Here is a 24111-nt window from a genome sequence, read left to right as displayed (position 1 = left end):
CAGGTGATCTTCGAGACCTCCAGCCGGTTGCCAGACTTCCCGTGGGACAAGCTCGCCCCCTATCAGCAGAAGGCGGCCGCGCATCCCGACGGGATCGTGGACCTGTCGGTGGGCAGTCCTGTCGACCCGGTGCCGGCGCTGGTGAAGCAGGCGCTGGCCGACGCGGCGGACGCCCCGGCGTACCCCACCACGATCGGTACGTCGGCGGCGCGGCAGGCGGCTGTGGACTGGATGGCGCGGCGGCTCGGTGTGAGCGGTGTCGACCCGCAGAGCGGCGTACTGCCCGTGATCGGCACCAAGGAGCTGATCATGATGCTGCCGACGCTGCTCGGCATCGGCGCCGGTGACACGGTCCTCATCCCGGACCTGGCCTACCCGACGTACGAGGCCGGCGCAGCACTCGCCCGGGCCACCAGCGTCCCGGTCGCGGACCCGACGACGTACGACGGGCCGGTCCGGGTCGCGTACCTCAACTCTCCGCGCAACCCGTCCGGAGAGATCACCTCGCCGGCAGACCTGCGACGTGCGGTCGAGTGGGCTCGGGCGAACGACGTACTGCTGGTCAGCGACGAGTGCTACACCGAGTTCGGCTGGGACCAGAAGCCCGTGTCGGTGCTGCACCCGGACATCTCCGGTGGCAGCTTCGACAACCTGCTGGCGGTGCACTCGCTGTCCAAGCGCTCCAACCTCGCCGGGTACCGCGGTGGTTTCGTTGCCGGTGACCCGACCGTCGTGACCGAGCTGCTCGCCGTACGCAAGCACGCTGGGCTGATGGTGCCGTCGCCGATCCAGGCCGCGATGGCTGCCGCGTTCGCCGACGACACTCATGTCGAGGAGCAGCGTGCTCGCTACCTGCGTCGCCGTGCGGTACTGCGGGATGCGTTGACCGACGCGGGCTGGGAGATCACCCTGTCCAACGGCGGGCTGTACCTGTGGGCGTCACACCCGTCGTACGACGCCTATGGCTCCGTCGGCGCACTGGCCGACCGGGGGATCCTCGTCGCACCCGGTGCGTTCTACGGAACCGCCGGTGACCGGCACGTCCGGGTCGCGCTCACCGGCACCGACGAGCGCATCGACGCCGCCGTGAAGAGACTGCAGGAGTGAAAGAACTTCCCACCTTCGTGTGACCTCTCCCCGGGCGACTGCCTCTTATAAGGGGTAGGCGTTGTCCAGGGAGGGTGGGGCGGATGAAACGCGTCGTCGGGGTGGCGGTGGCAGTTCTGTTGAGTCTTGGGTCGGTCGGGGTGGCGTACGCGGACGAGAGTCCTTCGCCGAGCGTCACGCCGACTGCGAGTCCTACTGAAACACCTACGCCGACAGCTACACCCACGCCTGCACCGAAGCCAGCGGTGACTCCTGCGGCGGCGTGGTCGATCACGCTGGATCAGCCGGCTGCGTCCTGGGAGGACAAGCCGACCGTCTTCACCGGCAAGATCAATCAGCCGATCACTGGCTCCTACATCACGCTGTGGCAGCGCGTCCCCGGCGCGTGGGTACTGCGCGCCTCGACCCGGACCACGGCCGGCGGCGTGTACAAGTTCAGCTTCGTGTCGGCGTCCACAGGCACCTGGGCGTTCCGCACGATGATCGGGGTCAAGGCGGAGACGGCGCTCGCGATCTCGGACTACCGGACCGTGCCGATCCAGGACCGGAAGATCCTGATCAACACACCGGCGTCCTGGTATGCGACGCTGACCGCCGTCTCGGTCACCGGACGGATGGTGCCGGGCGAACCGGGCAAGGAACTCGCGCTGCAGGAGTACGTCGGCAGCGGGGTATGGCGACTGCTGGACATCGCCACGATGGATACGCGAGGCAACTTCCGGCTCCGGGTCCCCGACGACCTGCCGAAGACGCGGACCGTCCGCGTCGTCACGCGGTCCGTCGCCCAGTCCGCGATGGAGTACTCCGGCCTCGCGACGATCGTCATCAAGGCGGCTTTGAATCCGAAGGTGTACGCCGTCTCCGCCGCGATGGTGCCGAACACGTACCGCGCCGGATGTCCTGTGAAACCGTCGTCGCTGCGACTGCTGCAGCTGAACTACTGGGGTTTCGACGGCCGCGTCCACCGTGGCGAGCTGATCCTGCGGGACGCCGCGGTGGCGAAGATGATCACCGTGTGGACTTCCACTCTTGCGTCGAAGTTCCCGATCCGGCAGATGCGCCGGGTAGATGTGTTCGGCGGCAGCGACATCAAGGCGATGGCGGCCGACAACACGTCCGCGTTCAACTGCCGCCGCGTCACGGGTGACCCGTACTCGCTGTCGCCGCACTCGTACGGCTGGGCGATCGACATCAACACCGTGGAGAACCCGTACCTGGCCGCGAACGGCGTCTGGTACCCGTCGAACGGGCTGGCGTACCGCAACCGGTCCGCGGTGCGCCCCGGCATGCTCTTCTCGAGCAGTGCCGCCACAAAGGCTCTGATCGGCCAGGGGTACTTCTGGGGTGCTGGCTGGGCCAAGCCCGACTACCAGCACTTCGAGCCGAAGTGAAAGCTCTAGTAGTCGCCACCGCGTTGTCACTCGCTCTGGTTGGTTGCAGCCCCAACTCGGCCGCCCAAGAGCCCACACCGACGCCGATCCCCACAGTGGTCGGAGGCACTGTCCCGGTGCCCACCAACACGCTGAGCTCCAGCAAACCGACAGATGCGGCTGTCCCGCCAGAGGTGCCCGAGCAAGCGACCGCACCGCCGCCGGCCAACGCCGGTCCGCTCACCGCAGGCAACCTCCCAGCACCTGACAAGCTCGGCACCGGCTGGAAGACCTATACGGACCCGGGTGGTGCGGAGGCCGGCTTCATCGGCAACAACACCTGGACCCGCCGACGCGACCCACACCAGGCGTCGTACGAAGCACTGCCCTCCGGCTGTGCCGGCCAGCCAGTCAACGGCTCGCTGCCAGTCCCCGCCTACGCACTGACCGGCAGCTACCGCACAGCCGACGCTCTACCTGCCACCGCGCTCCTGCTCCGCTTCAGCAACTCCAAGCAGGCGGAGACCTACTACAAGGGCTACAAGGCACGAATGGACGCCTGCGGCACTGGCGGTGACCTGAGCGTCAAACAACTCTGGGCCAACGACACAGCTGCTGCCGGGGTGCGTACGTACGCCGGTGCGGAGTCCTACGTCGACCTGTCCATCGTCTGCGGCTCCACAGTCGCCCTACTCGCCACGACGTCCACACGCGCCGATCAGCAGGCCGATTGGGCGCGCAGCGTCGTACCGGCTCTGGAGGCTGTCATCGACTAGCGTCGATCACTGCCTGCGCGAACTCCCGCGGTGCCTCTTGCGGCACGTTGTGCCCCACGTCGAAGGTGCGGTGCTGGTAGCGCCCAGTGAAGTGGTCCCGGTACGACGAACCGTTCCCGGCCGGTGTGAACGGGTCGTAGCGGCCGTCGATGGTGATCGTCGGTACGGCGATCTTCGGCGCCTTTTGCAGCTCGCTCTCGAGTTCGGCGTACTCCGGCTCGGCCGGGATCAGGCTCTGCCGCCACCGGTAGTTGCCGATCACGATGGCCTCGTAGTCCGGGTTGTCGAAGGCGGCCGCGGTCCGGGCGTACGTCGCGGCGCTGTACTTCCACGTCGGCGAGTTGAACTTCCAGATGAACTCACCGATCTCCCGCTTGTACTGGTGCAGGCCTTGCGCGCCGCGTTCTGTGGCGAAGTAGTACTGGTACCACCAGGCGTTCTCGGCCGCGGGTGGCAGCGGCTTCTTGTTGAACTCCAGGTTGGTGATCAGGTACCCGGTGACCGAGACCAGTGCCTTCACGCGCTCCGGCCAGAGCGCGGCGATGATGTCGGCGGTACGCGAGCCCCAGTCGTAGCCGGCCAGCACGGCCCGCTCGATCCCGAGCGCGTCCATCAGAGCGAGGGTGTCGAGCGCGAACGCGGCCTGGTCGACGTTGCGAGGCGTGGCGGCCGAGCGGAACGTCGTACTGCCGTGGCCGCGGAAGTAGGGCACCACGACGCGGAAGCCGCGGCGGGCGAGCAGCGGGGCGACCTGCTCGTAGCTGTGGATGTCGTACGGGAAGCCGTGCAGCAGGAGCACCGGGGTGCCGTGGGCCGGCCCGAGCTCGACGTACCCGACGTTGAGGACGCCCGCGTCGATCTGCTTGACCGGCCCGAACGGGAGCTTCGGAGAGGCGGCCGCGCCTGCTGTGAGTAACGGAGTGGCCAGCGCGGCGGCGCCGGTAGTCCGGAGGAGGGTGCGGCGGCTGACGTTCATGAGGATCCTTTCCGAGTGGGTGTGGATCCAGATTCAGCTGTGCCGGCCTTGGGTCGCGCCCGTGAGACACCCTGGTCCGGACTCCCCAGGGTCCGAAGTTGGAGGAGAAGTTGTATTACCTTTCAGTATTTCGTGTCCTACACTCCGGTTATGGGTGACTTCGACCGGTATGCCCGCCTGACCGCGCGGCTGGACGCGCCGTACGCGGTGATCGACCTCGCCGCGTTCCGGCGGAACGCCGACGATCTGGTCCGGCGCGCCGCCGGTACGCCGATCCGGATCGCGTCCAAGTCGGTCCGCTGCCGCGCGCTGATCATGGCCGCGCTCGAGCGGCCCGGGTTCCACGGCGTGATGAGCTACGCGCTCCCCGAAGCGCTCTGGCTGGCCCGCAACGGTGTCGACGACATTCTGCTCGGCTACCCGACGGCCCACCGGACGGCGCTTCGCGAGCTCTCCGAGGACCCCGAGGCGGCGTCCCGGATCACGCTGATGATCGACTCGCCGGAGCACCTCGAGTACGTCAAGGCCGCCGCGACCGGCACCGCGCGGATCCAGATCTGCCTCGACGTCGATGCCTCGCTGCGGATCTTCGGCCAGCATCTCGGCGTACGGCGCTCGCCGCTGCGGACCCCGTCCGACGTGGCGGCGCTGGCGCGCACGGTCGCCGCGGACGACGCGTTCGAGCTGACCGGCGTGATGTTCTACGAGGCGCAGATCGCCGGCCTCCCCGACACGTCGCCCGCCGTCCGCTGGGTGAAGCGCCGCTCGGCCGCCGAGCTCGCCGACCGGCGCGGCGCGGTCGTCGACGCGGTCAAGCAGATCGCGCCGCTCCGGATCGTCAACAGCGGCGGGACGGGCAGCCTGGAGATCAGCAGCGCCGACCCGGTGGTCACCGAGGTCACCGCCGGCTCCGGTCTCTACGGCCCGACCCTTTTCGACAAGTACGACGTCTTCCAGCCCGAGCACGCGATGGCCTACGCGCTGGACGTCGTACGGCGGCCCGCACCGCGGATCGCCACGCTCTTCGGCGGCGGGTACGTGGCCTCGGGGCCGGCGAAGAAGTCGCGGCTGCCGCTGCCCGCCGCGCCGTCCGGACTGAAGCTGCTGGGCACCGAAGGCGCCGGCGAGGTGCAGACTCCGGTCCAGGGAGCATCGGCCGATCGGCTGCGAATCGGCGACAGAGTGTGGATGCGGTACGCGAAGGCGGGCGAGATGCTGGAGCGGTTCGACGTCGTGCACGCTGTCGACGGTGACGAGGTGACCGAACTCGTCACCTACCGGGGCGAAGGGAAGAACTTCGGATGAGCACCTGGCGGAACTGGGCCGGCACCGAGTCGGCGACCGGGATCGAGACCCTGCGACCAGGTTCGGCCGACGAGCTCGCGGCCGCGGTCAAGTCCGCGGCCGAGCAGGGCAAGAAGCTCAAAGCGGTCGGTTCCGGGCACTCGTTCACAGGCTGCTCGGTGCCGGAGCAGGTGATGATCCGGCTGGACGGACTGTCCTCGATCGTCCACGCCGACAAGGAGTCCGGCCGCGTCACGGTCGGCGCCGGCACCGGACTGCGGAAGCTGAACGCGGGCCTGGCCGCGTTCGACCTGGCGATGGCCAACCTCGGCGACATCGACAAGCAGACCGTCTCCGGTGCGATCTCGACCGGCACGCACGGGACCGGCGCGCGGCTCGGCGGTCTGGCCACGCAGGTCGTCGCGCTCGACCTGGTCACCGCCGACGGCTCGGTGCTGCACTGCTCGGCCGAGGAGAACCCGGACGTCTTCGCCGCGGCTCGGGTCTCGGTCGGCGCGCTCGGAGTGATCAGCTCGCTGACCCTGCAGTGCGTGCCGGCGTTCCTGCTGCGCGCGCAGGAGATGCCGCTGCCGCTCGGCGAGGTCCTCGACGGGTTCGACGAGCTTGCCGACGGCAACGACCACTTCGAGTTCTACTGGTTCCCGCACACCGAGATCGCGCTCACCAAGCGGAACAACCGGGTCGCCCCGGGCGTCGGCGCCTCGCCGGTCGGCAAGGTCCGCGGGTGGATCGACGACGAGCTGCTGTCGAACAAGGTCTTCGAGCTGACGAACCGGCTCGCGGTCCGGCAGCCCGGGATGGTGCCGCGGATCAACCGGCTCGCCTCGCGCGCACTGTCGGCACGGGAGTACGTCGACGCGTCGTACAAGGTGTTCTGTTCCGAGCGGAACGTGGTCTTCCGCGAGTCGGAGTACGCCGTACCGCGGGAGCACGTCGTCGACGTGATCCGCCGGCTGCGGGCGTGGATCGACGCGTCGGGGTCGCGGATCCCGTTCCCGATCGAGGTCCGCGTGGCCGCAGCGGACGACATCTGGCTGTCCACGGCGTCCGGGCGCGAGACGGCGTACGTCGCGATCCACCAGTACCACCGGCTGCCGCACGACCCGTACTTCCGGGCCTTCGAGAACATCGTTGCCGACTACGGCGGCCGGCCGCACTGGGGCAAGCTGCACACGCTCACGGCCGACGACCTGCGCGGCCGCTACCCGCGCTTCGACGACTTCCTGGCGGTCCGCGACAGGCTGGATCCGCAGCGGACGTTCGGCAACGCCTACACCCGACAGGTCTTCGGAGACTAGCCTGCGGTCATGAGCACTGTGGAACGGCTGGAGCCCGTGGTCGAGGACTGGCAGAAGGCGCTGGCCGTGGTCGCGCACCCGGACGACCTGGAGTTCGGTACGGCGGCCGCGATCGCGCGCTGGACCGCACAGGGCAAACAGGTCGTGTACTGCCTGCTGACCTCCGGCGAGGCGGGGATCGACGGCGTCGACCCGGCCGAGGCCGGACCGCTGCGCGAGGCCGAGCAGATCGAGTCGTCCCGGATCGTCGGCGTCTCCGCGGTCGAGTTCCTCGGCCAGCCCGACGGCACCATCGAGTACGGCGTGGCGCTCCGCCGCGTGATCGCCGCCGTGATCCGCCGGCACCAACCGGAGATCGTCATCACGAACAACTTCCGCGACACCTGGGACGGCGACGTCCTACTGAACCAGGCCGACCACATCAACACCGGCCGCGCCACGCTCGACGCGGTCCGGGACGCCGCGAACCGGTGGATCTTCCCGGACGCCGGCGACAAGTGGGACGGCGTACGGCAGGTCTGGGCGGCCGGGTCACCCGCCGCGCGGCACGGGGTGGACACCACCGACACGTTCGACGTCGGAGTGCAGTCGCTGAAGGCGCACAAGGCCTACATCGACGGGCTGAACTGGCCGCACTTCGACCCGGAGGAGTTCCTCGAAGGCACCTCACGCCCGGCCGGAACTCAGCTGGGCACGAAGTACGGCGCCCGGTTCGAGGTCTTCACTCCTTGAGGTAGGCCTGCAGGTGCGGCGGCGTCGGCTTCGGACGCCGGGGCTCGCGGTCGCCGGCGGTGCCGGGGCCTGGCGGGTTGTTGGGGCCGACCCACGAGCGGACCAGCGCGCGGCCGCCCTTGCGGGTCATCCGGTGCAGGTCGATCTGCTGGACCTGGCTGGCCGGGATCCCGAGCTGGGCCAGGCTCCGGTTCGCCATCTCGCAGGCCGTGTCGTGCTTGCGCGGCGACATCTTCTGCTGCAGGACGACCGCGATCGCCCCGTCCGGCAGGTCCTCGATCCGCTGGAACCGCAGGCCCTTGTCCAAGGACCACGAGTTCAGAGCGAGGTCGATGTAGTCGCCGTTGGACAGTCGACGATCGGGCTTCGCGCGCGCAACCACTTCGTAACGGGCCATACCCCGATCATCCGTCGACGGTCGCCGGATTTCCAGAAATCTGCGATCAGCGAAGTGCGTTGATCGCGGCCGCCACCTCGGCCGGGTGGGAGATCGGCGTGAGGTGGTTGGCGTTCGGGATCAACGTCGGCGCGGGGGCGCCGATGCGGGTCGCGGTCTCGACCGCGTTGCCGCCGTTCGTGTCGTCGACGCCGAAAACGACCGCTTTGGGGAGCGTCAGAGCGCTCAGCTTCGCCAGCCGCTCAGGAGCGACCGCGGGGATGCCGTGCGCGGTCATCTGCCAGACCGCCTGCTCAGCACCGGGCTGCCGGAACGGCCGGGTCCAGTCGTCGACCACCATCTCCGGGCAGCTGGGGGAGCAGACGTTGTTGTAGAGCTTCTTCAGCAGCCAGCCCTGGTCGAGCACCAGCCGGAACAGCGACGTCCGGTACGGCGGGACGATCAGCCACCGCGGCGGTCCGGCCTGCCCGCCCGGCAGCGGCAACCCGTCACCGTCGAGGAACATGATCCCGCCGATCCGGTCCGGCGCCTCCAGCGTCGCCTCGGCCGCGATCCCGGCGCCGAGCGAATGCCCGACCAGGATCGGCCGCGGCTCACCCGGACCACCGAGGTGCATGGCGTCCAGGAAGCCGAGCAGCTGCGCCGCGAGATGCTCGATCGTGTACGGCGCCTTGCGCTCGGAGTACCCGTAGCCGGTGACGTCGTACGCGTACACGCGATGGCTGGTGGCGAGCAGCGGCACCAGCCGCGACCACGTGTCGACGGACTCCGCTGACCCGTGCACGAGTACGACGGGTGCTCCCGACGTACCCCAGGTGTCGTAACGGGTGTGGACATCGCCGGCCTGCACGTACTTGAGGCCCGGTGGTGGTGTCGCGGTTCCGTTGGTGACGAGGTTGTAGCCGAGAGATGCCGCGGTGACGATCAGCCAGAGCCCGAGAAGTCCCAAGGACCCCCGCCACAGGAACCGTTTCACGGCTCTAGTTTTACAGGCTCGTGTTTGTCACAGCTGGAGGATGCGCTGGGACTCGGTGAGGACCGCGGGGGAGGCGAGGGACTGCCAGCGAGGGATCTGTTCCCGCAGGAACGCGCGCAGCTCGGGGGCACGCTCGGCGTCGTGGTCGAGGACGTCGAGCTCGTTGACGATCGTCAGGTCGACGAAGTCGCGGAGGTCCTCGGTGCCGAGCTCCTCCGACGTACCGGTGAAGCGGTCCGCCACGGTGCGGTGCTCGGCGAGGTCGCGCCAGGTGGTCTCCCGGTCGCAGGCGCCGTACCGGTAGACGATCAGCTCGGCCTCGGGGCCGATCACCGCCTCCAGGACCGGGCGTTCGGTCTGCCAGTCGAAGAGATGGGTCGGGAAGCCGTCGGTCCCATAGGCGGCGTGGGCGAGGCCGGCCAGCACCAGGGTGTCGGACGCACCGAGGGAGCCGAGGCGCTTGGCCACGCGGTGCAGGTGGACGTACAAGCTTCCGCCCGCATGGTCGATCTCGTCGGCGCCGCGCACCATCAGCAGCGAACCCAAGTCCTGGAAAGTGCTCATCTGACCCCTTCTCACCCCGGAGCGGCCAAACCCCTCGACCAGATCAAGGCCCACCGACCCGGCCCAGGTCACCCACGGTAAGGCCAACCCGGCACCCCCGCCCACCACTTCGGCGTGCCGTTTCCGTCACATCCCGTTCATGCCCCGTTCGACGGTCGGGACGCCGACCGCCGGGAGCCGGTCAGGTTGTTGCTGTCGGCAAGGTCTTGAGCGCGTGCCGGGTCTGTTCCAGGAGCAGATGGAGTATCGGGTTCGCGCTGTGCTTGGGCCAGATCAGGGCGAGTACGTTCGGCTCGGCGTCGACGAGCGGTAGCCAGGTGAGTCGCGGATGCGCGAAGTACGTGACCGTGGAGGCCGGCGCGATCCAGCAGCCGTGACCCGCCGCCACCAGATGCAGGCATTCTTCGGGCGTCCGGGCCTGCGGTCCGAAGAGCGCGCGGGTGCCGTCCGGGCGCGGATCGATGAACCAGAAGTCGACCACGGCCGCGGGCATCCCGTCCCGGGGACCGATGACCGGTACGTCGGCGAGGTCCGCGATCCGCAGCGTCGTCCGCGACTCCAGCCGATGCCCGGGTGGCAGCGCGACCCAGCGGTCCTCCGGCAGCAGCGGATGGATCGCGAACCGTGGATCGTCCCCGATCGGCAGCCACAGGAACGCCGCGTCCGCCCGCCCCGCGATCAGCGCGTCGATCTCGTCCGGCAGGGTGTGCGACGCGATCGGTCGGACTTCGAGCTCGGGCGCCTCCCGCCGGAGCGCGGCCTCGACCGCCGGCATGAAATGCGCCGTACTCTGCGCCTTGAACGCGATCCGCAGCGGATCCGGCCGCCCGGCCGCCGCCAGCCGCGCCTCGGCCACCATGGCCTGCGCCGACGACAGCAGCGCCGCGCCCTGCTTGAGCACGACCTCCCCGGCCGCGGTCAGCTCGATCCCGGTCGGGCGCCGCTCGACCAGCGGCGTACCGACCACACGCTCCAATTGCCGGATCTGTCCGCTGACCGCCTGCTGCGTCAGGTTGAGGGTCCGCGCGGCCCGCGTCATGCTGCCCTCCGCGGCGACGGCCTCGAGCGACTGCAACAGCCGCAAGCTCAGATCCACGCCTCCCATGGTGGCACAACGATCTGTTGTGCCCTCGCCAAGAAGTCTCTGTTTCCACACCGCCCGATCTGGCGAGACGATCGAGACAGGTCAGGCGATGGGGGAAGGCAAAGAATGACGCTGCAGGGGAGAACGGCGCTCGTCACCGGTTCGTCGAAGGGGCTCGGCCGGGCGATCCTGCTCCGGCTCGCCGCCCAGGGCGCGAATGTGGTGGTCAACTACTCCCGCGACGAGTCCGCCGCGGCCGATGTCCTCGACGCGGCGAAGGCGCTCGGCGTCCGGGCGATCTCGGTCGCCGCCGACGTGTCCGAGGTCGACGGCATCCAGCGGCTGTACGACGCGACGCTCGACGAGTTCGGCCAGGTCGACATCGTGGTCGCGAACGCCGGCATGGAGAAGGTCAACGTCTCGGTGTCCGAGGTCACCGAGGAGGACTTCGACCTGCTGTTCCGGGTCAACACCAAAGGCCCGTACTTCGTGCTGCGCGAAGCGGCCCGGCGGATCGCGGACAACGGCCGCATCATCACGATCTCGTCGAACACCACCACGGTCCCGCAACTGGGAGTCGGCCTGTACGGCACCAGCAAGGTCGCGACCGGCTACCTGGCCCGCGTGCTCGCGCTGGAGCTCGGGCCGCGCGGGATCACCGTGAACACGATTGTCCCGGGCCCGATCGACGGCGCCGGGATCTTCACCGATCCGGCGAACGACGAGTACAAGCAGAGCCTGGTCGCGATGGTGCCGATCGGCCGGCTCGGCACCACCGAGGACGTCGCCGGTATCGCGGCGTTCCTCGCGAGCGACGAGGCCGGCCTGATCACCGGGCAGCAGATCGTCGCCGACGGCGGAATGCACTGACTTCTGAGGAGAGCAATGACTGGAACAATGCGTGCGGCACAGGTCCAGCAGGCCGGCGGTCCGTTCGTCGTCACCGACGTACCGATCCCGGAGCCGGCGGAAGGGCAGATCCGGGTCAAGGTGTACGCCTGCGGTATCTGCGGCGGTGACGCGATCCCGCGGAACGCGCTCTTCGGTACGACGCTGCCGCGGATCCCCGGCCACGAGATCGCCGGCGTCGTGGACGCGGTCGGCGACGGGGTCACGGTCTGGGAGGCCGGGCAGCGCGTCGGCGTGGGCTGGTCCGGCGGCGTCGACTTCACCTGCGAGTTCTGCCGGCGCGGCGACTTCACGAACTGCGTCAGCCGGACGATCGTCGGGACGTCGTACGACGGTGGGTACGCCGAGTACCTGGTGGTGCCGCAGGACGCGGTGGCGCGGATCCCGGAGGGCCTGTCCTTCGAGGAGGCGGCGCCGTTGATGTGTGGCGGGATCACCGCATTCAACGCGCTCCGGCACGCGCACGCCGGGCCGGGGGAGACGGTCGCGGTGCAGGGGGTCGGCGGGGTCGGCCATCTGGCGATCCAGTTCGCCGACAAGATGGGCTTCCGGACCGTGGCGATCAACCGCGGACGGGACAAGGAGAAGCTCGCCCGGCAGCTCGGGGCGGACGAGTACATCGACAGCACCGAGGGCGACGCCGGTGAAGCGCTGAAGGCGCTCGGCGGTGCGGCCGCGATTCTCGCGACAGTGTCTCGCGGGGAGCTCCAGTCGGACCTGGTGAAGGGCCTGCGACCGAACGGTCAGCTGATCGTTCTGGAAGGCAGCGATCCGATCCAGGTGACCGGACACGCGCTCGCCGACGGGCGGTTGTCGGTGTCCGGTTGGTACTCCGGCGTTGCTCAGGACTCCGAGGACACCTTGAACTTCGCGGTCCTGAAGAACGTCCGGCCGATCATCGAGACCTATCCGCTCGAGCAGGCCGAGGAGGCCTGGCAGCACCAGCCCAAGGCAAACCTCCGCATCGTCCTGAAGACACAGCCCGAGTAGATTTCCAGAACCCGTCCGCACCCACCTCACACGGCTGCGGACGGGTTCTGAATTTCCTGCCCATGGTCGATCAGGGAAGGTGACCGACCACGGGGAGCCTGTTTGTCGGGATCAGGCGGAGCTCAGCGAGGTGCTCAGTCGAGGTCGGCGAGGGCCTTGCGGGCGGCTTCCAGTTCGGCCTCGAGGGCGGCGACCTTGGCGGCCTGCTGGGCGCGGGCCTCCTCGATGACCTCGTCGATCGGGGTCGACAGGTCCTCGTGCAACTCCTTGGCGGCGCGCGACACGGCGGCCGCGGCGACGGCCAGGTCGCGGGCCAGGTACGTCGTGCCCTGCTTGAGCTCGGCGCGCCACTCGCCGTCCGCCGTCCCGGTGACGGTCAGCGTCAGCTCGATGGTCTTCGTCTTCTTGCTCGCGGCCTTCTTGGCCGGCGCCTTCTTCGGCTTCGCGGCCTCGGTCGGCTCGGTCGGCTCGGCGGGCGTCGGGGTGGAGGTGGATTCGGGGGCGGCCGTCGACAGGTTGGTCGGGTCGGGAGTGTCGGCGAGGTCGGACGGCGTCTCAACTGCCAGAGTGTCTACGGTCATCGTTGCGGCGATCTCCTTCGGAACTGACGCGGGACGACCATTAGAACACATGTTCGATTGATACGCCAACCAGCCTGCGCAGAAATCGATCGACCTGCTCCTCAAGAGGCGGCAGATCGGCCTCCGGCTCGTTGATGCGGATCGAGACCGCGCCGTGCACCGCCGAGCGCAGGTCGAGCGCCACCGCCGCCGCGTCGTCCATCGGCGCGAGCCCCGCGTCCATGCAGGCCTGAACGGCGGCGGTCGCGCGGATCGACAGCTCCTCCTTGAAGACCAGGTGCATCCGCCGGTTCAGCGTGCTCTCATGCAGCACCTTGTAGAGACCGGCGTACTCCCGTGTCCAACTGCCCAGGAACAGGAGTCGCGCGCGTAGCCGGCGTACGGGGTCGTCGCCGCCGCTCGCTTCGGCCTGCTCGAGGTCGCGCAGCAGGTCGGCGGTGGCCTGCTCGAGCGCCGCGAAGACGAGCTCGTCGCGGTCGGTGAAGTGGATGTACACCGAGGTTGCGGCGATCCCCACCTCGCGGGCGACCGCGCGCAGCGAGAGCGCCTCGTCGTCGCCGAGCTCGTTCAGCATCCGCAGTGCGGCGTCGATGATCTCGCGCCGCAGGAGCTCGCCCTGCCCGCGCCGGTTCCGGCTCCGCGTCGTCCCAGCATCCATGAACCCGATTGTATTGCAACGCACGTTGCCTTACAGTCGTAGCACTACAGCTGTTCACTTAAGGATGACCATGAGCGAACTCGAGACACAAACCGCACCTCCGCCGGCAGTGACGCGGCGGTGGTGGGCGCTTGGCGCGGTGGCGACGGCGCAGTTGATGGTGGGGATCGATCTGACGATCGTGAACATCGCGCTGCCGTCGATGCAGCAGGACCTGGGGCTGTCGGACCCGTCGCGGCAGTGGGTGATCACCCTCTTCGCGCTCGGGTACGGCGGACTCCTGCTGCTCGGCGGACGGATGAGCGACCTGATCGGGCGTCGGCGAGCGCTCCTGATCGGGCTGACCGGATTCGCCCTGGCCTCCGCGCTCGGTGGAGCGGCGACCGGTGGGGCGATGTTGCTGACCGGACGTGCTCTGCAGGGCGTCTTCGGCGCGTTGCTGACCCCAGCCGTGCTGGCAACGCTCGCGGCCTCGTTTCCGGCAGCGGCGGAGCGTGGAAAGGCGTTCGGGATCTACGGCGCAGTCATGGGCAGTGCGTCCGGACTGGGCATCCTGGCCGGCGGAGTGCTGACGCAGTACCTGGACTGGCGCTGGTCCATGTTCGTCAACCTCCCGATCGCCGCACTAGCCGCGGCCGGAGTCCTGTACGCCGTACCTCCGGTGCAACGCGCTGCCGATGTGCGAGTCGATGTACTGGGTGCAGTGCTGGCCACCACGGGGTTGATGGCAGTGGTGTTCGGGTTCGGCCGCGCGGAGTCGGATGGCTGGAGCGCGCCCGCGACGTACGCATCCTTGGCTGCGGGCGTGGCATTGCTAGCAGCGTTTCTGGCAGTACAGGTGCGAGTGGCGTCCCCACTGCTGCCGCTGCGAGTGGTGCGAGACCGCAAGCGAGGTGCGTCGTACCTGGCCGTCTTCAGCCTTGCGATCGGCATGTTCGCGGCCCTGTTCTTCCTGACCTTCTATCTGCAGACGGTCCGCCACTACTCGCCGATCCGCGCCGGACTGAGTTTCCTGCCGCTAACGGTCGGGCTGATGGTCGGCGTACGTGCGGTGAGCCGCCTGCTGGCCAAGGCGAGCGTGCGAGCGCTGATCTGTCCAGGACTGCTCACCATCGCGGCAGGTCTCGGACTCCTCGGTCTCCTGCGCCCGGACTCCAACTACTGGCTGCAGGTGATGCCGGTGTTCCTGCTGGTCGGTCTGGGCACCGGCTGGGTCCTCGTCACCGCCAACAGCACTGCGACCCTCGGAGCCGGTGCTGACAGTGCAGTGGCCGGCGCGATGGTCATGACGTCCCAGCAGGTCGGTGCATCGCTGGGTACGGCGCTGCTCAGCACAGTCGCAGGAACAGTAGCCGCGCACTCCGACGCCGTACACGGGTTCAATGTGGCCGGCGTCGGAGCCGCAGGCTTCCTGTGTGTTGCTGCGGTTGTCGTCTACGCAGTCGCCTCGGAGCGGTCGCCCGACCACTCGAGGTGGAAGCTGCCCTCACGGTCGACGCGCTTGTAGGTGTGCGCCCCGAACAGGTCGCGCAGACCCTGGATCAGGGCAGCAGGCAGCCGCTCGGCTCGCAGGCCGTCGTAGTAGGACAGCGCCGCCGAGAACCCAGGAGCCGGTACGCCGACGGTCGCCGCGGTCGCCACCACCCGGCGCCACGCGTCCTGCCCACTCCCGATCGCATCCCGGAAGTAGTCGTCGACCAGCAACGACGGCAGCTCCGGGTTGCGGTCGTACGCCTCCTTGATGCGGTCCAGGAACCGCGCCCGGATGATGCAGCCGCCCCGCCAGATCGTCGCCATCGCACCGAGGTCGACGTTCCACCCGTACTCGTCGCTCGCCGCCCGGATCGCGTCGAAGCCCTGCGCGTACGCGACCAGCTTCGACGAGTACAGCGCGTGCCGCACGTCGTCGATGAACGCGTCCCGGTCGACGGCGGCCTTCGCGTCCCCGGGCCCGGGCAGTACGCCGGCAGCAGCCTCCCGCCGTACGACGTCACCCGACAGCGATCGCGCGAACACGGCCTCGGCCATGCCGCTGACCGGGATGCCCAGGTCGAGCGCGGATTGCACGGTCCAGCGGCCGGTGCCCTTCTGCTCCGCCTGGTCCAGGACGATGTCCACGAAGGAGCCGCCCGTGGTGGGATCGGTCTGGCTGAGGACCTCGGCGGTGATCTCGATCAGGAACGACTCGAGGTCGCCGGTGTTCCAGTCCCGGAACACGTCCGCGAGCTCCGCCGGGGACAGGCCGAGGACGTGCCGGAGCAGGTCGTAGGCCTCCGCGATCAGCTGCATGTCGGCGTACTCGATGCCGTTGTGCAGCATCTTCACGAAGTGGCCGGCGCCGTCCGGGCCGACGTGCACGCAGCACGGCTCGCCGTTCACGTGCGCGGAGATCTTGGTCAGCATCGGCTCCAGCGCGGCGTACGACTCCGGTGAGCCGCCCGGCATGATGCTCGGGCCGTTGAGCGCGCCCTCCTCGCCGCCGGACACGCCGCTGCCGACGAAGTGCAGGCCCTTCTCCTTCAGCGCGGCCTCGCGGCGCCGGGTGTCGGCGAAGTGCGCGTTCCCGGCGTCGACGACGATGTCGCCCTCGTCCAGCAGCGGCACCAGTTCGTCGATGACCGCGTCGGTCGGTGCGCCGGCCTTGACCATGATGATCACCTTGCGCGGCTGCTCCAGCGACTCGACGAAGCCCGCCAGGTCCGTCGAGGGCACGAACTCGCCCTCGGAGCCGAACTCCGCGACCAGCGCGTCGGTGCGGGCCTGGGACCGGTTGTGCAGGGCGACGCGGAACCCGTTGCGCGCGAGGTTCCGGGCGAGGTTGCGGCCCATCACCGCGAGGCCGGTGACGCCGATCTGGGCTTTGGCAGAACTCATCGAAATCTCCCGCAGTCTCAAGTTGTGTGCGGGGTCCAGTCTCGCCTGTCCGGCAAGGGCGCTCCGCAGCGGGCTCGGCAACTGGACACCGGCGAGGTCTTCTCAAAGCAGGGACAACGATGGTAGACATCTCAGAAATCGATTTCCCGTCACGGAGGAAACCGCCCATGCTCCGTCGTGCTGTCGTTGTGTTGATGTCTTCGGTGCTGATGCTGACCGGTTCGGTGGCAGCTTCGGCGGGCCCGTCCGGGAACAACGGGCCGGTCGGCTGGGAGGTGTACCGGAACCTCGACCGCCTCCCCGAGTTGCAGACCGCGGTCCGCACCAAGCAGTTCTCCAGCTTCGGCCGCGACGGCACGAACAACGACGGTTTCGAAGGCACCTACTCGTGCCTACGTACGACGGATGCGGGCTGCGTGATCGCCGAGGACAGCGGCCCTGGTGAGGTCGCCTCGATCTGGTTCACGCGCGACGAGGGCAACGTCACCAAGACCGGCACGATCACGGTCGAACTCGACGGCAAGCAGGTCCTGCACGGCTCGCTGCAGGACATCGTCGACGGCAAGCTCGGCGCACCGTTCAGCTACCCGCTGGTCGCGAACGGCGTGCAGACCAGCGGCGGCGTCTACATCCGCGTCCCGATGCCGTACCGCTCGTCGATGCGGATCACCACGCAGACGAACCCGTACTTCTACCATGTCGACTACCGCCAGTTCCCGGACGCGAACGGCGTACAGACCTTCGATCCGAGCGACAAGGCCGAGGACGTGCTCGCCCTGCTCAATGCGGCCGGCACGAGGGATCCGAAGCCCGCGCGGCCCGACGCGCGGACCACGAGCACTCCGTTGAATCTTGCCCCCGGCAAGCAGGTGACGCTTGCCGACGTCCGCGGTCCTGGCGAACTGAGCGCGCTGCGGCTGAACCTGCCCGACCTCGTAGGCCTCGACCTGAAGAGCCTCGCCGACGACGGTCGCGCGTTCCTCGGCGGAAGCAAGTTCACGCTGAAGATCGATCCGGCCAACACGGGCGTGAAGCTGACCCGCCGGATGGATCTGCGGATCGGCAACCAGCGCGCGAAGATCCTCGTCGACGGTGCGCCCGCCGGCGAATGGGCGCCGCTCAAGGCGCAGGGCGCGCAGTGGCACGACCAGTCCGTCGACCTCCCGGCCGCGCTGACGGCGGGCAAGTCGCAGATCACGATCACCAACGAATTCGTCTCGTCCGACCTGGACTTCAACGAGTTCGCGTACTGGGCGGACTCGACGGTCGGCGGTCAGGTGAAGCGCACCGACACACTCGACGTCGGCCCGAACCACGTCGCCGACGAGCAGGCCCACGGTTACGCGATCACCAAGCAGAACTGGAGCGGTGAGCACGCGATGACGTACGCCGCCACGGACGAGGACGCCGCCCGCGTCAAGCCGTCCGACACGCTCCTGGCCGGTGTGCGGGTGCAGGTGACGATCGATGGCGAGAAGCGCGTCGACGCCCCGCTCGGCGAGTTCTTCGGCTCCGGTCTCGGCGAGAACCCGGTCCACTCACTCTTCTTCGCCATGGACCCCGACGGCTGGTACTCCTCCTGGTGGCCGATGCCGTACGCCGCGCGTGCCACGGTCACACTGGTCAACAAGACGACGTACCCGCTGAAGGGGCAGGGCGAGGTGACTTCGGCTCGCGACGCGCGCAAGGCGGCCGACCTGGCGGCAGGGAAGATCGGCTACTTGACAGCGATCTCGACACGCGGCGAGACCACGCAGGGCAGCGACTGGACGTTCGCCGACGTCGTCGGCCGCGGCAAGTTCGTGGGTGTCTCACACACGATGGAAGGACTGCTTGCCGACGGCAACACTCGCGGCTACCTGGAGGGGGACGAGCGGGTGTACGTCGACGGCGAGCGGACGCCGGCCATTCACGGCACCGGGACCGAGGACTACTACGAGTCCGGCTGGTACTTCAACGCCGGCACCTACTCGACCCCGTTCCACGGCAACTCCGCGCACGAGGTGCGGGCCGGCTTCTGCACCAACGAGTGCGACGGCGCGTGGCGGCTGCACATCACCGACTCGGTCTCCTTCGAGAACCAGCTCGACTTCGGCATCGAGCACGGCCAGCAGGACGACCACCCGGCGATCTACGGCTCGACAGCCTTCCTGTACACCGCGTCAAAGTTCGGCGCGCGGGAGACCGACCGTATCGACACGGGCTCGGCCAGCAGTCGTCAGCAGCACGGGTACGTCGACGACGGGACCCAGGCGGAGCTCAGCTCGGTGTACGAGGGTGATCACGACGACATCACCCTCACCGACCAGGTTCGCTCCAGCACGCAGGCGATCCGCTTCAGCGTGAAGACCGACCCGGCGAACCGAGGCGTCACGCTCCGCCGGACGAGCGACCAGAACGCGGCCGGCCAGTCGGCGCAGGTGATTGTCAATGGCAAGGATGCCGGTGCGTGGTTGCAGCCGCTCGGCAACACCCATCAACGCTGGCTTGACGACAACTACCAGTTGCCTGCAGCAATCACAGCCGGCAAGGGCCGCCTCGACATCGAGCTCCGCCCGAGCGGGCCGGCGTGGACGGCTTCGTCGTACGTCGTCCAGTCGTTGACGGCGCCGTACAGCGACAACAGGGCGCCCGGTGCGGTCGGCGGTGTGACTGCCACGGGTCGCTCCGACAATGCGATCAACGTGACCTGGAACGACGTCAGCGACGACAGCGGAGTGGCGCGCTACAACGTGTACGGCGCGAAAGCGGGTGGCGCGGAGAAGTTGCTCGGTACGTCGCCGTTGCCCGGGTTCCTGCATCGTGGTCTCGGGCTGCACGAGACGTGGACGTACCGGATCGCGGCGGTCGACCTCGCCGGTCATACGGGCCCGAAGTCGAGCGCTGTGCAGGGCACGAGTGGCAGCACGTTGCGGGTTGAGGGGGAGTCGATGCTGCCGCCCGTGTCGTCGACCGTCGCGGTGGATCCGCAGGGGAACTGTTGCGGGGTCAGCTGGTCGGGTGGCGCGCAGGCGTGGATCCACGGGAGCAAGGCTGGTGACAAGACAGTGCTCGGGTTCAGCGTGCCGACGACCGGGTCGTATCAGCTGTCCACCGTCCTGACGAAGGCGGCTGACTACGGGATCGTCGACGTACAGGTCGACGGGAACGCGGCGGTCAGCTTCGATGGCTACCAGGCGTCCGGGGTCGGGACACAGACAGTTGCGCTGGGCACCGTCCAGTTGGCGGCGGGCCAACATCAGTTCGTGGTGACAGTTACCGGCAAGAACGGGGCAGCAACCGGCTACTTGGCCGGCGTGGATCTGCTGGATCTTAGGCTCACCCTGTGAACCCTTTGGAGTCCCGTCGTACCGCGCTTGTCCTGATCGACCTGATGCCGCGGATCATCGCGCTGGAGACTGCGCCGTTGAGCGGATCGGTCGTGCTCGAGCGATCCGCGGCACTGGCCGCGGCGACACGGTCCGCCGGCGGTCTGGTGGTGAACGTCCGGGTCGATCGGCCCGGGGTGGAGGTGCAGCCGGAGGGCAGCGGATTCGCCCCCGAGGCTGCGCCGCAGCCCGGTGACCTGGTGATCGTCAAGCAGACGATCGGCGCCTTCGGGCGCACGCCCCTCGACACCGAACTGCAGTCCCGCGGCATCGCGAACGTCGTACTCGCCGGCATCGCCACGAACTTCGGCGTCGAATCCACGGGCCGCGCCGCCTCGGACCTCGGCTACGAAACCTTCTTCCTCACCGACGCCATGACCGGCCTGGACGACCACGCCCACAACTTCGCCATCTCGTACGTCTTCCCCCGCCTGGGCACAGTCTGCACAACCCCGGAGTACCTGAAGGCCCTCAGCTAGGCGAAAAGTGCAGCGTTTTCCTGGGTCCAGGTCTGGAGGGTTCGGGCGGGGTGGCCGGTGACTTCGGGGACGGTGTTGTTGACGGTGGTTTCGTCGATGGTGCCGTCGGCGAAGAAGGATTCGATGGCTCGGGCGTAGGGCTCCGGCATGGAGGCGTACAAGGCCTCGTGGGTTTCGGCGCGGCTCATCGGGTACGCCGTCAGCGGGCGGCCGAGGGTCTCGGCGAGGATCGCGACCTGCTCGACCGGGGTGAGGGCGACCGGGCCGGTGAGGCGCAGTACCTCGCCGTCGTGGGAGCCCTGTAGTGCGCGGACCGCTACGTCGCCGATGTCGCGGGGATGGATCGTCGACACCGGTACGTCGGGGAACTGCACCCGCACCTCGTCGCCGGCCGACAGTTGGTCGCGCCAGCGCAGTGTGTTCGACATGAACGAGTTCGGCCGGAGGAACGTCCACTCCAGCCCCGACGCCCGGACTGCTTCCTCGGTGGCGTGGTGATACGCGGCAACAGCGTTCGTCAGCTCGCCGTCCAGTGAACTGCTGGACAGTACGACGACTTTCCGCACCCCAGCCCGCACCGCGTTCGACAGCAACTCGTCGAGGCGGTCGTATCCGCTCAACAGGAAGATCCCGGTCACCCCGGGCAACGCGTCGACGAACGTCTCCGGCCGATTCAGATCGCCGTACACCGGCTCGATACCACCCGGCAGCTCACCCTCCGAGCGGATCAACGCCCGCCCCGCGATCCCCTGCTCCGCCAGCGATTGCACCACGGCGCCACCCGCATTCCCGGACGCACCTGTAATCAGAACCGTCACCCGCGCAACCCTGTCACATTCCACGAGGCTCGACCAGCAACTCCGGACGTCAGGCACTCACCAACCGTCGCGACGGACCGAGCCCCCCGACCCGCCGAGCGTGAACACCCGCCCTCGTGCGCAGTTGGTGAGTGCCGCAGGTCCGCATCACAGCGCGCGGACGGCGGCGCGGAGGCAGATGGCAGGGTCGTCCTGGTGGTACACGCGTTCGTCGGGCTCGATGTTGTCCAGGAAGCGTTGGTACATGAGGGCGTAGGTGAGGAACCCGAGGACCTTCATCGGCCGGATCGCCCGGAGTGGATGGCTGCCCGGCGCATGCTTCTTCCACGCCGCGCACCAGACCTCCGTGACGTGCGGATGTTTCCCGGCAGGCAGGAATTCGTGAAGGCGTTGGACGTCCAGCGCCGGGTGACCGATGAACGCGTCGGCCCAGTCGACGATGACCCGGTTGATGCCGTCCGACCGCCAGTTGCCCGGATGGAAGTCGCCGTGCACGACCGAGATCGGCAGGCCGGCCGCGTCGAGCTCGTCGACGATGTCGGGGAGCTTTGCGACCAGCCGATCCAGGTCGGCCGACTCATCGGGGGAGAGCTCGACGCGAGGCAGCAGTCGCGTCACCTCGCCGACCAGGTCCTCCGGTAGCAGGCGAGGGGCTGCGAGCGTGTCGGCCTCGGACGCGAGCGCGGCCTGAGCGGCGACCCAGCGACTCACGACGTTGTCGACGGTCGCCTGGTCAGGCTCCCAGCAGTCGATGCCTGGGGCGTGGGCCAGGAGCGACCACCGGTTGTCCGTCGACTTGCCGAGTACGGCGGGCGCGAGCGTCGCGTCGTACCGCTGGACGTGCTGGATGATGTCCGCGTCGATGCTGCCGAACCGGCTGGTGGCCTTGGCCCATGCGCCGGGGAGTCGAATCAGGCACGACAGGTTCCACGTCTTCACCTGTACGGCGTCGTGCGATCCGGCAATGTTCTGCGCCCACTCGATCAGCCGGCTCGGTCCGTCGATCTCGGCCCAGGTCGATCGCAACGGTTCGGGCGCGATGATCGCGTCCCAGTCGGGCAGCGGGGTCTCGTCGAGTACGCCGTACCGTGGCTCTTCGAGCGCCTGGACGTGGTACACGACCCGTCCGCCGCGGCCGATCACGCCTTCGTCGGCATGCACGAGTCGCAGTACCACCGTCCGAACCCCGAGCAGCTCGTCGAGATGCCGGGTGATCGCCTCGACCTCGGCCCACCACCCCGGCTCGACCTCGAACGTCGGCGCTCGCCCGGCGTAGCGGTCGCCGACGCTGATCAAGGCGTCTACTGTCTTGAGTTCCACCCGCCTACTGTCGCGTGATCCGGTGCCAAGTGCGAGCGCCTGACTTGAGTACGACGCCCGCGTCGAGGTCGATTGCGGCCGTGGGATCGTCTGTCCGTACGCCGTTGATCGTTACCGCGCCCTGCTGGAGCAGGCGGCGCAGGGCGGAGTTGCTGTCGTTCGGGCGGGCGGCGCGCAGCAGGTCGAAGGCGGTCGCGACCTCAGCGGTGACGACAACCTCGGGCATCTCGTCCGGTTCGGAACGGTCGGAAAACGTGTGACGAAAGGTGTCCAGCTCGGCCTTGGCGGTGCCGGCGCCGTGGTAGCGAGTCACGACCGCGGCGGCCAGGCGGAGCTTGGCGTCGCGGGCCGGCGGACCGCCCGCAGCCGTGGAGTCTGCGAGTGCGGCGACCGTGTCGAGGGGCAGCTCGGTGTAGACCCGCGCGTACGCCTCGACGAGCGAGTCCGGGATGCTCATCACCTTTCCGAACTTGTCCCGTGGGCTGTCCGTCAGCCCGATGTAGTTGTCGAGCGACTTCGACTGCTTGGCCCGGCCGTCGATCCCGGGGGTGATCGTCGTCGTGATGACCACCTGCGGCGGCGCGCCCAACCGTTGCTGGAAGTGCCGCCCGAGCTGCTCGTTGAAAAGCTGGTCCGAACCCACGATCGTCAGGTCGCTCTGCATCGCGAAGCTGTCGTACCCCTGCAGCACCGGGTACACCAGCTCGTGGACGGCGATCTCCCGCCCGGCCGCGACCCGCTCGCGGAACATGTCCCGGCTCATCAGCTGCGCCTGCGTGACCTGGGCGAACAGACTCAACAGCTCCGCCACCGGCATCGCGTCGTACCACTCGGAATTCCGGCGTACCTCGAAGACGTCGGGATCGGTCCGCAGAATCAGCGACACCTGTTCGAGGAACGATGCGGCGTTCGCGTCGATCTGCTCCGGCGTGAGGACCGGCCGGGTCTCGGAGCGCCCGGTCGGATCGCCGACACGGGTGGTGAGGTCGCCGAGCAGGAACACGACCCGGTGCCCGAGGTCCTGCAGTTGGCGCATCATCCACAGGTTGACCGCGTGCCCGAGGTGCAGGTCGGGCGCGGTGCAGTCGACGCCGTACTTAATCCGCAGCGGCCGCCCGGACTCCAGGCGTTCGCGTAGGTCGTCCTCGCCGACGATGAGGTCGGTGGTACGGCGTAACCGGTCGATGACAGCGTTCATGAGGGTTCCTCTCAGGACGAGGCACCCGTGAACCAGTGCCTCCGGCAAACGGAAAGAGGCAGGAACCGGACGGTTCCTGCCTCGGAGGCTCTGGGTGCAGCGACTGCGGGGACTACTGAATGCCGACTCCTCCCAGAGCCGGTCGATAGGTCACGCAGTGCTTGGTCACACTCCGAGGCTAGCAGCCGCCGGGCACCTGCCGGAATCGGATTCAGGGCATGGCTCCCGCTCCCACGCCTACTGCGCGGCACTCGGCACGGCACCTCGCCGCACGTGAGCAAACGCCACGATGCTCCGCATCGAGACCTTCGCTCCCGCACGCCGAGCCACC

Annotated in this window: 22 protein-coding genes; 11 read left to right on the top strand and 11 right to left on the bottom strand. The window is 68.6% G+C overall.

Going from position 1 to position 24111, the window contains the following annotated elements:
• The first annotated feature begins 6 nt into the window (after positions 1-6).
• The 3 genes from dapC to EV651_RS26280 all read left to right on the top strand — a co-directional run bounded on the left by dapC (position 7) and on the right by EV651_RS26280 (position 3253).
• Positions 7-1107: a succinyldiaminopimelate transaminase gene (gene dapC / locus EV651_RS26295; protein ID WP_202870519.1), complete on the top strand. Its 1101-nt coding sequence runs from the start codon at positions 7-9 to the stop codon at positions 1105-1107.
• A gap of 245 nt (positions 1108-1352) precedes the next feature.
• Complete coding sequence (locus EV651_RS26285; RefSeq protein ID WP_133787913.1) at positions 1353-2498, top strand: M15 family metallopeptidase; 1146 nt, start codon at positions 1353-1355, stop codon at positions 2496-2498.
• A gap of 116 nt (positions 2499-2614) precedes the next feature.
• Complete coding sequence (locus EV651_RS26280; RefSeq protein ID WP_133787912.1) at positions 2615-3253, top strand: hypothetical protein; 639 nt, start codon at positions 2615-2617, stop codon at positions 3251-3253.
• Here EV651_RS26280 and EV651_RS26275 read toward each other — a convergent pair.
• A complete protein-coding gene (locus EV651_RS26275; protein ID WP_133787911.1) occupies positions 3243-4229 on the bottom strand; it encodes an alpha/beta fold hydrolase in 987 nt (328 codons plus the stop codon). The two genes, EV651_RS26280 and EV651_RS26275, sit on opposite strands and share 11 nt — an antisense overlap.
• A gap of 150 nt (positions 4230-4379) precedes the next feature.
• Here EV651_RS26275 and EV651_RS26270 point away from each other — a divergent pair, with 150 nt between their 5' ends.
• From EV651_RS26270 to EV651_RS26260, 3 genes are read left to right on the top strand one after another with little or no spacing between them, the layout of a single operon-like run.
• On the top strand, positions 4380-5534 hold the full coding sequence (locus EV651_RS26270) for an amino acid deaminase/aldolase (protein WP_133787910.1): 1155 nt from the start codon (positions 4380-4382) through the stop codon (positions 5532-5534).
• On the top strand, positions 5531-6832 hold the full coding sequence (locus EV651_RS26265) for a D-arabinono-1,4-lactone oxidase (protein WP_133787909.1): 1302 nt from the start codon (positions 5531-5533) through the stop codon (positions 6830-6832). The genes EV651_RS26270 and EV651_RS26265 overlap by 4 nt, the downstream gene beginning before the upstream one ends.
• A gap of 9 nt (positions 6833-6841) precedes the next feature.
• Positions 6842-7564, top strand: a complete 723-nt coding sequence (locus EV651_RS26260; RefSeq protein WP_133787908.1) for a PIG-L deacetylase family protein — start codon at positions 6842-6844, stop codon at positions 7562-7564.
• Here the strand turns inward: EV651_RS26260 and EV651_RS26255 are convergent.
• The 4 genes from EV651_RS26255 to EV651_RS26240 form a co-directional block, all read right to left on the bottom strand.
• Positions 7554-7961 (bottom strand): hypothetical protein, encoded by a 408-nt coding sequence (locus EV651_RS26255; RefSeq protein ID WP_133787907.1) that lies wholly within the window; start codon positions 7959-7961, stop codon positions 7554-7556. The two genes, EV651_RS26260 and EV651_RS26255, sit on opposite strands and share 11 nt — an antisense overlap.
• Before the next feature lie 46 nt (positions 7962-8007).
• The gene (locus EV651_RS26250; protein ID WP_133787906.1) at positions 8008-8937 is read right to left on the bottom strand and encodes an alpha/beta fold hydrolase; all 930 of its coding nucleotides are present in this window, start codon (positions 8935-8937) and stop codon (positions 8008-8010) included.
• A gap of 27 nt (positions 8938-8964) precedes the next feature.
• Positions 8965-9501 carry a DUF6817 domain-containing protein gene (locus tag EV651_RS26245; RefSeq protein ID WP_133787905.1) on the bottom strand — a complete coding sequence of 179 codons (537 nt, stop codon included), beginning with the start codon at positions 9499-9501 and terminating at the stop codon, positions 8965-8967.
• A 181-nt stretch (positions 9502-9682) separates the two neighbouring features.
• Complete coding sequence (locus EV651_RS26240) at positions 9683-10597, bottom strand: LysR family transcriptional regulator (protein WP_166658792.1); 915 nt, start codon at positions 10595-10597, stop codon at positions 9683-9685.
• 114 nt (positions 10598-10711) lie between these two features.
• Here EV651_RS26240 and EV651_RS26235 point away from each other — a divergent pair, with 114 nt between their 5' ends.
• Together EV651_RS26235 and EV651_RS26230 are read left to right on the top strand one after the other, a co-directional pair.
• On the top strand, positions 10712-11455 hold the full coding sequence (locus tag EV651_RS26235; protein WP_133787903.1) for an SDR family oxidoreductase: 744 nt from the start codon (positions 10712-10714) through the stop codon (positions 11453-11455).
• A gap of 15 nt (positions 11456-11470) precedes the next feature.
• Positions 11471-12484, top strand: coding sequence for an alcohol dehydrogenase catalytic domain-containing protein (locus tag EV651_RS26230; protein ID WP_133787902.1), 1014 nt, complete (start codon positions 11471-11473; stop codon positions 12482-12484).
• Between the two features lie 134 nt (positions 12485-12618).
• Here EV651_RS26230 and EV651_RS26225 read toward each other — a convergent pair whose 3' ends face one another.
• Both EV651_RS26225 and EV651_RS26220 read right to left on the bottom strand, forming a co-directional pair.
• Positions 12619-13065 (bottom strand): DUF6319 family protein, encoded by a 447-nt coding sequence (locus EV651_RS26225; RefSeq protein WP_202870512.1) that lies wholly within the window; start codon positions 13063-13065, stop codon positions 12619-12621.
• A gap of 40 nt (positions 13066-13105) precedes the next feature.
• Positions 13106-13723: a TetR/AcrR family transcriptional regulator gene (locus EV651_RS26220; protein ID WP_133787901.1), complete on the bottom strand. Its 618-nt coding sequence runs from the start codon at positions 13721-13723 to the stop codon at positions 13106-13108.
• Between the two features lie 70 nt (positions 13724-13793).
• Here EV651_RS26220 and EV651_RS26215 point away from each other — a divergent pair, with 70 nt between their 5' ends.
• On the top strand, positions 13794-15230 hold the full coding sequence (locus EV651_RS26215; protein ID WP_133787900.1) for an MFS transporter: 1437 nt from the start codon (positions 13794-13796) through the stop codon (positions 15228-15230).
• Here EV651_RS26215 and gndA read toward each other — a convergent pair.
• Positions 15158-16597, bottom strand: coding sequence for an NADP-dependent phosphogluconate dehydrogenase (gndA, locus tag EV651_RS26210; RefSeq protein WP_133787899.1), 1440 nt, complete (start codon positions 16595-16597; stop codon positions 15158-15160). The genes EV651_RS26215 and gndA overlap by 73 nt on opposite strands.
• A gap of 194 nt (positions 16598-16791) precedes the next feature.
• Here gndA and EV651_RS26205 point away from each other — a divergent pair, with 194 nt between their 5' ends.
• Both EV651_RS26205 and EV651_RS26200 read left to right on the top strand, forming a co-directional pair.
• Positions 16792-19926 (top strand): DUF2961 domain-containing protein, encoded by a 3135-nt coding sequence (locus EV651_RS26205; RefSeq protein WP_202870511.1) that lies wholly within the window; start codon positions 16792-16794, stop codon positions 19924-19926.
• A complete protein-coding gene (locus tag EV651_RS26200) occupies positions 19923-20444 on the top strand; it encodes an isochorismatase family protein (RefSeq protein WP_133787897.1) in 522 nt (173 codons plus the stop codon). Before EV651_RS26205 ends, EV651_RS26200 begins: the two co-directional genes overlap by 4 nt.
• Here EV651_RS26200 and EV651_RS26195 read toward each other — a convergent pair.
• The 3 genes from EV651_RS26195 to tyrS all read right to left on the bottom strand — a co-directional run bounded on the left by EV651_RS26195 (position 20441) and on the right by tyrS (position 23780).
• Positions 20441-21262: an NAD(P)H-binding protein gene (locus EV651_RS26195; protein WP_133787896.1), complete on the bottom strand. Its 822-nt coding sequence runs from the start codon at positions 21260-21262 to the stop codon at positions 20441-20443. The genes EV651_RS26200 and EV651_RS26195 overlap by 4 nt on opposite strands.
• A gap of 147 nt (positions 21263-21409) precedes the next feature.
• Positions 21410-22582, bottom strand: coding sequence for an aminoglycoside phosphotransferase family protein (locus EV651_RS26190; RefSeq protein WP_166658791.1), 1173 nt, complete (start codon positions 22580-22582; stop codon positions 21410-21412).
• A gap of 4 nt (positions 22583-22586) precedes the next feature.
• Positions 22587-23780: a tyrosine--tRNA ligase gene (gene tyrS, locus EV651_RS26185; protein WP_133787894.1), complete on the bottom strand. Its 1194-nt coding sequence runs from the start codon at positions 23778-23780 to the stop codon at positions 22587-22589.
• Positions 23781-24111 lie beyond the last annotated feature (331 nt).

It is taken from the genome of Kribbella sp. VKM Ac-2571 (assembly GCF_004362255.1).
GTDB lineage: Bacteria > Actinomycetota > Actinomycetes > Propionibacteriales > Kribbellaceae > Kribbella > Kribbella pratensis.
The sequence above is the reverse complement of the archived record's forward strand: the minus strand, read 5'-3'. Positions and strand labels throughout refer to the sequence as shown.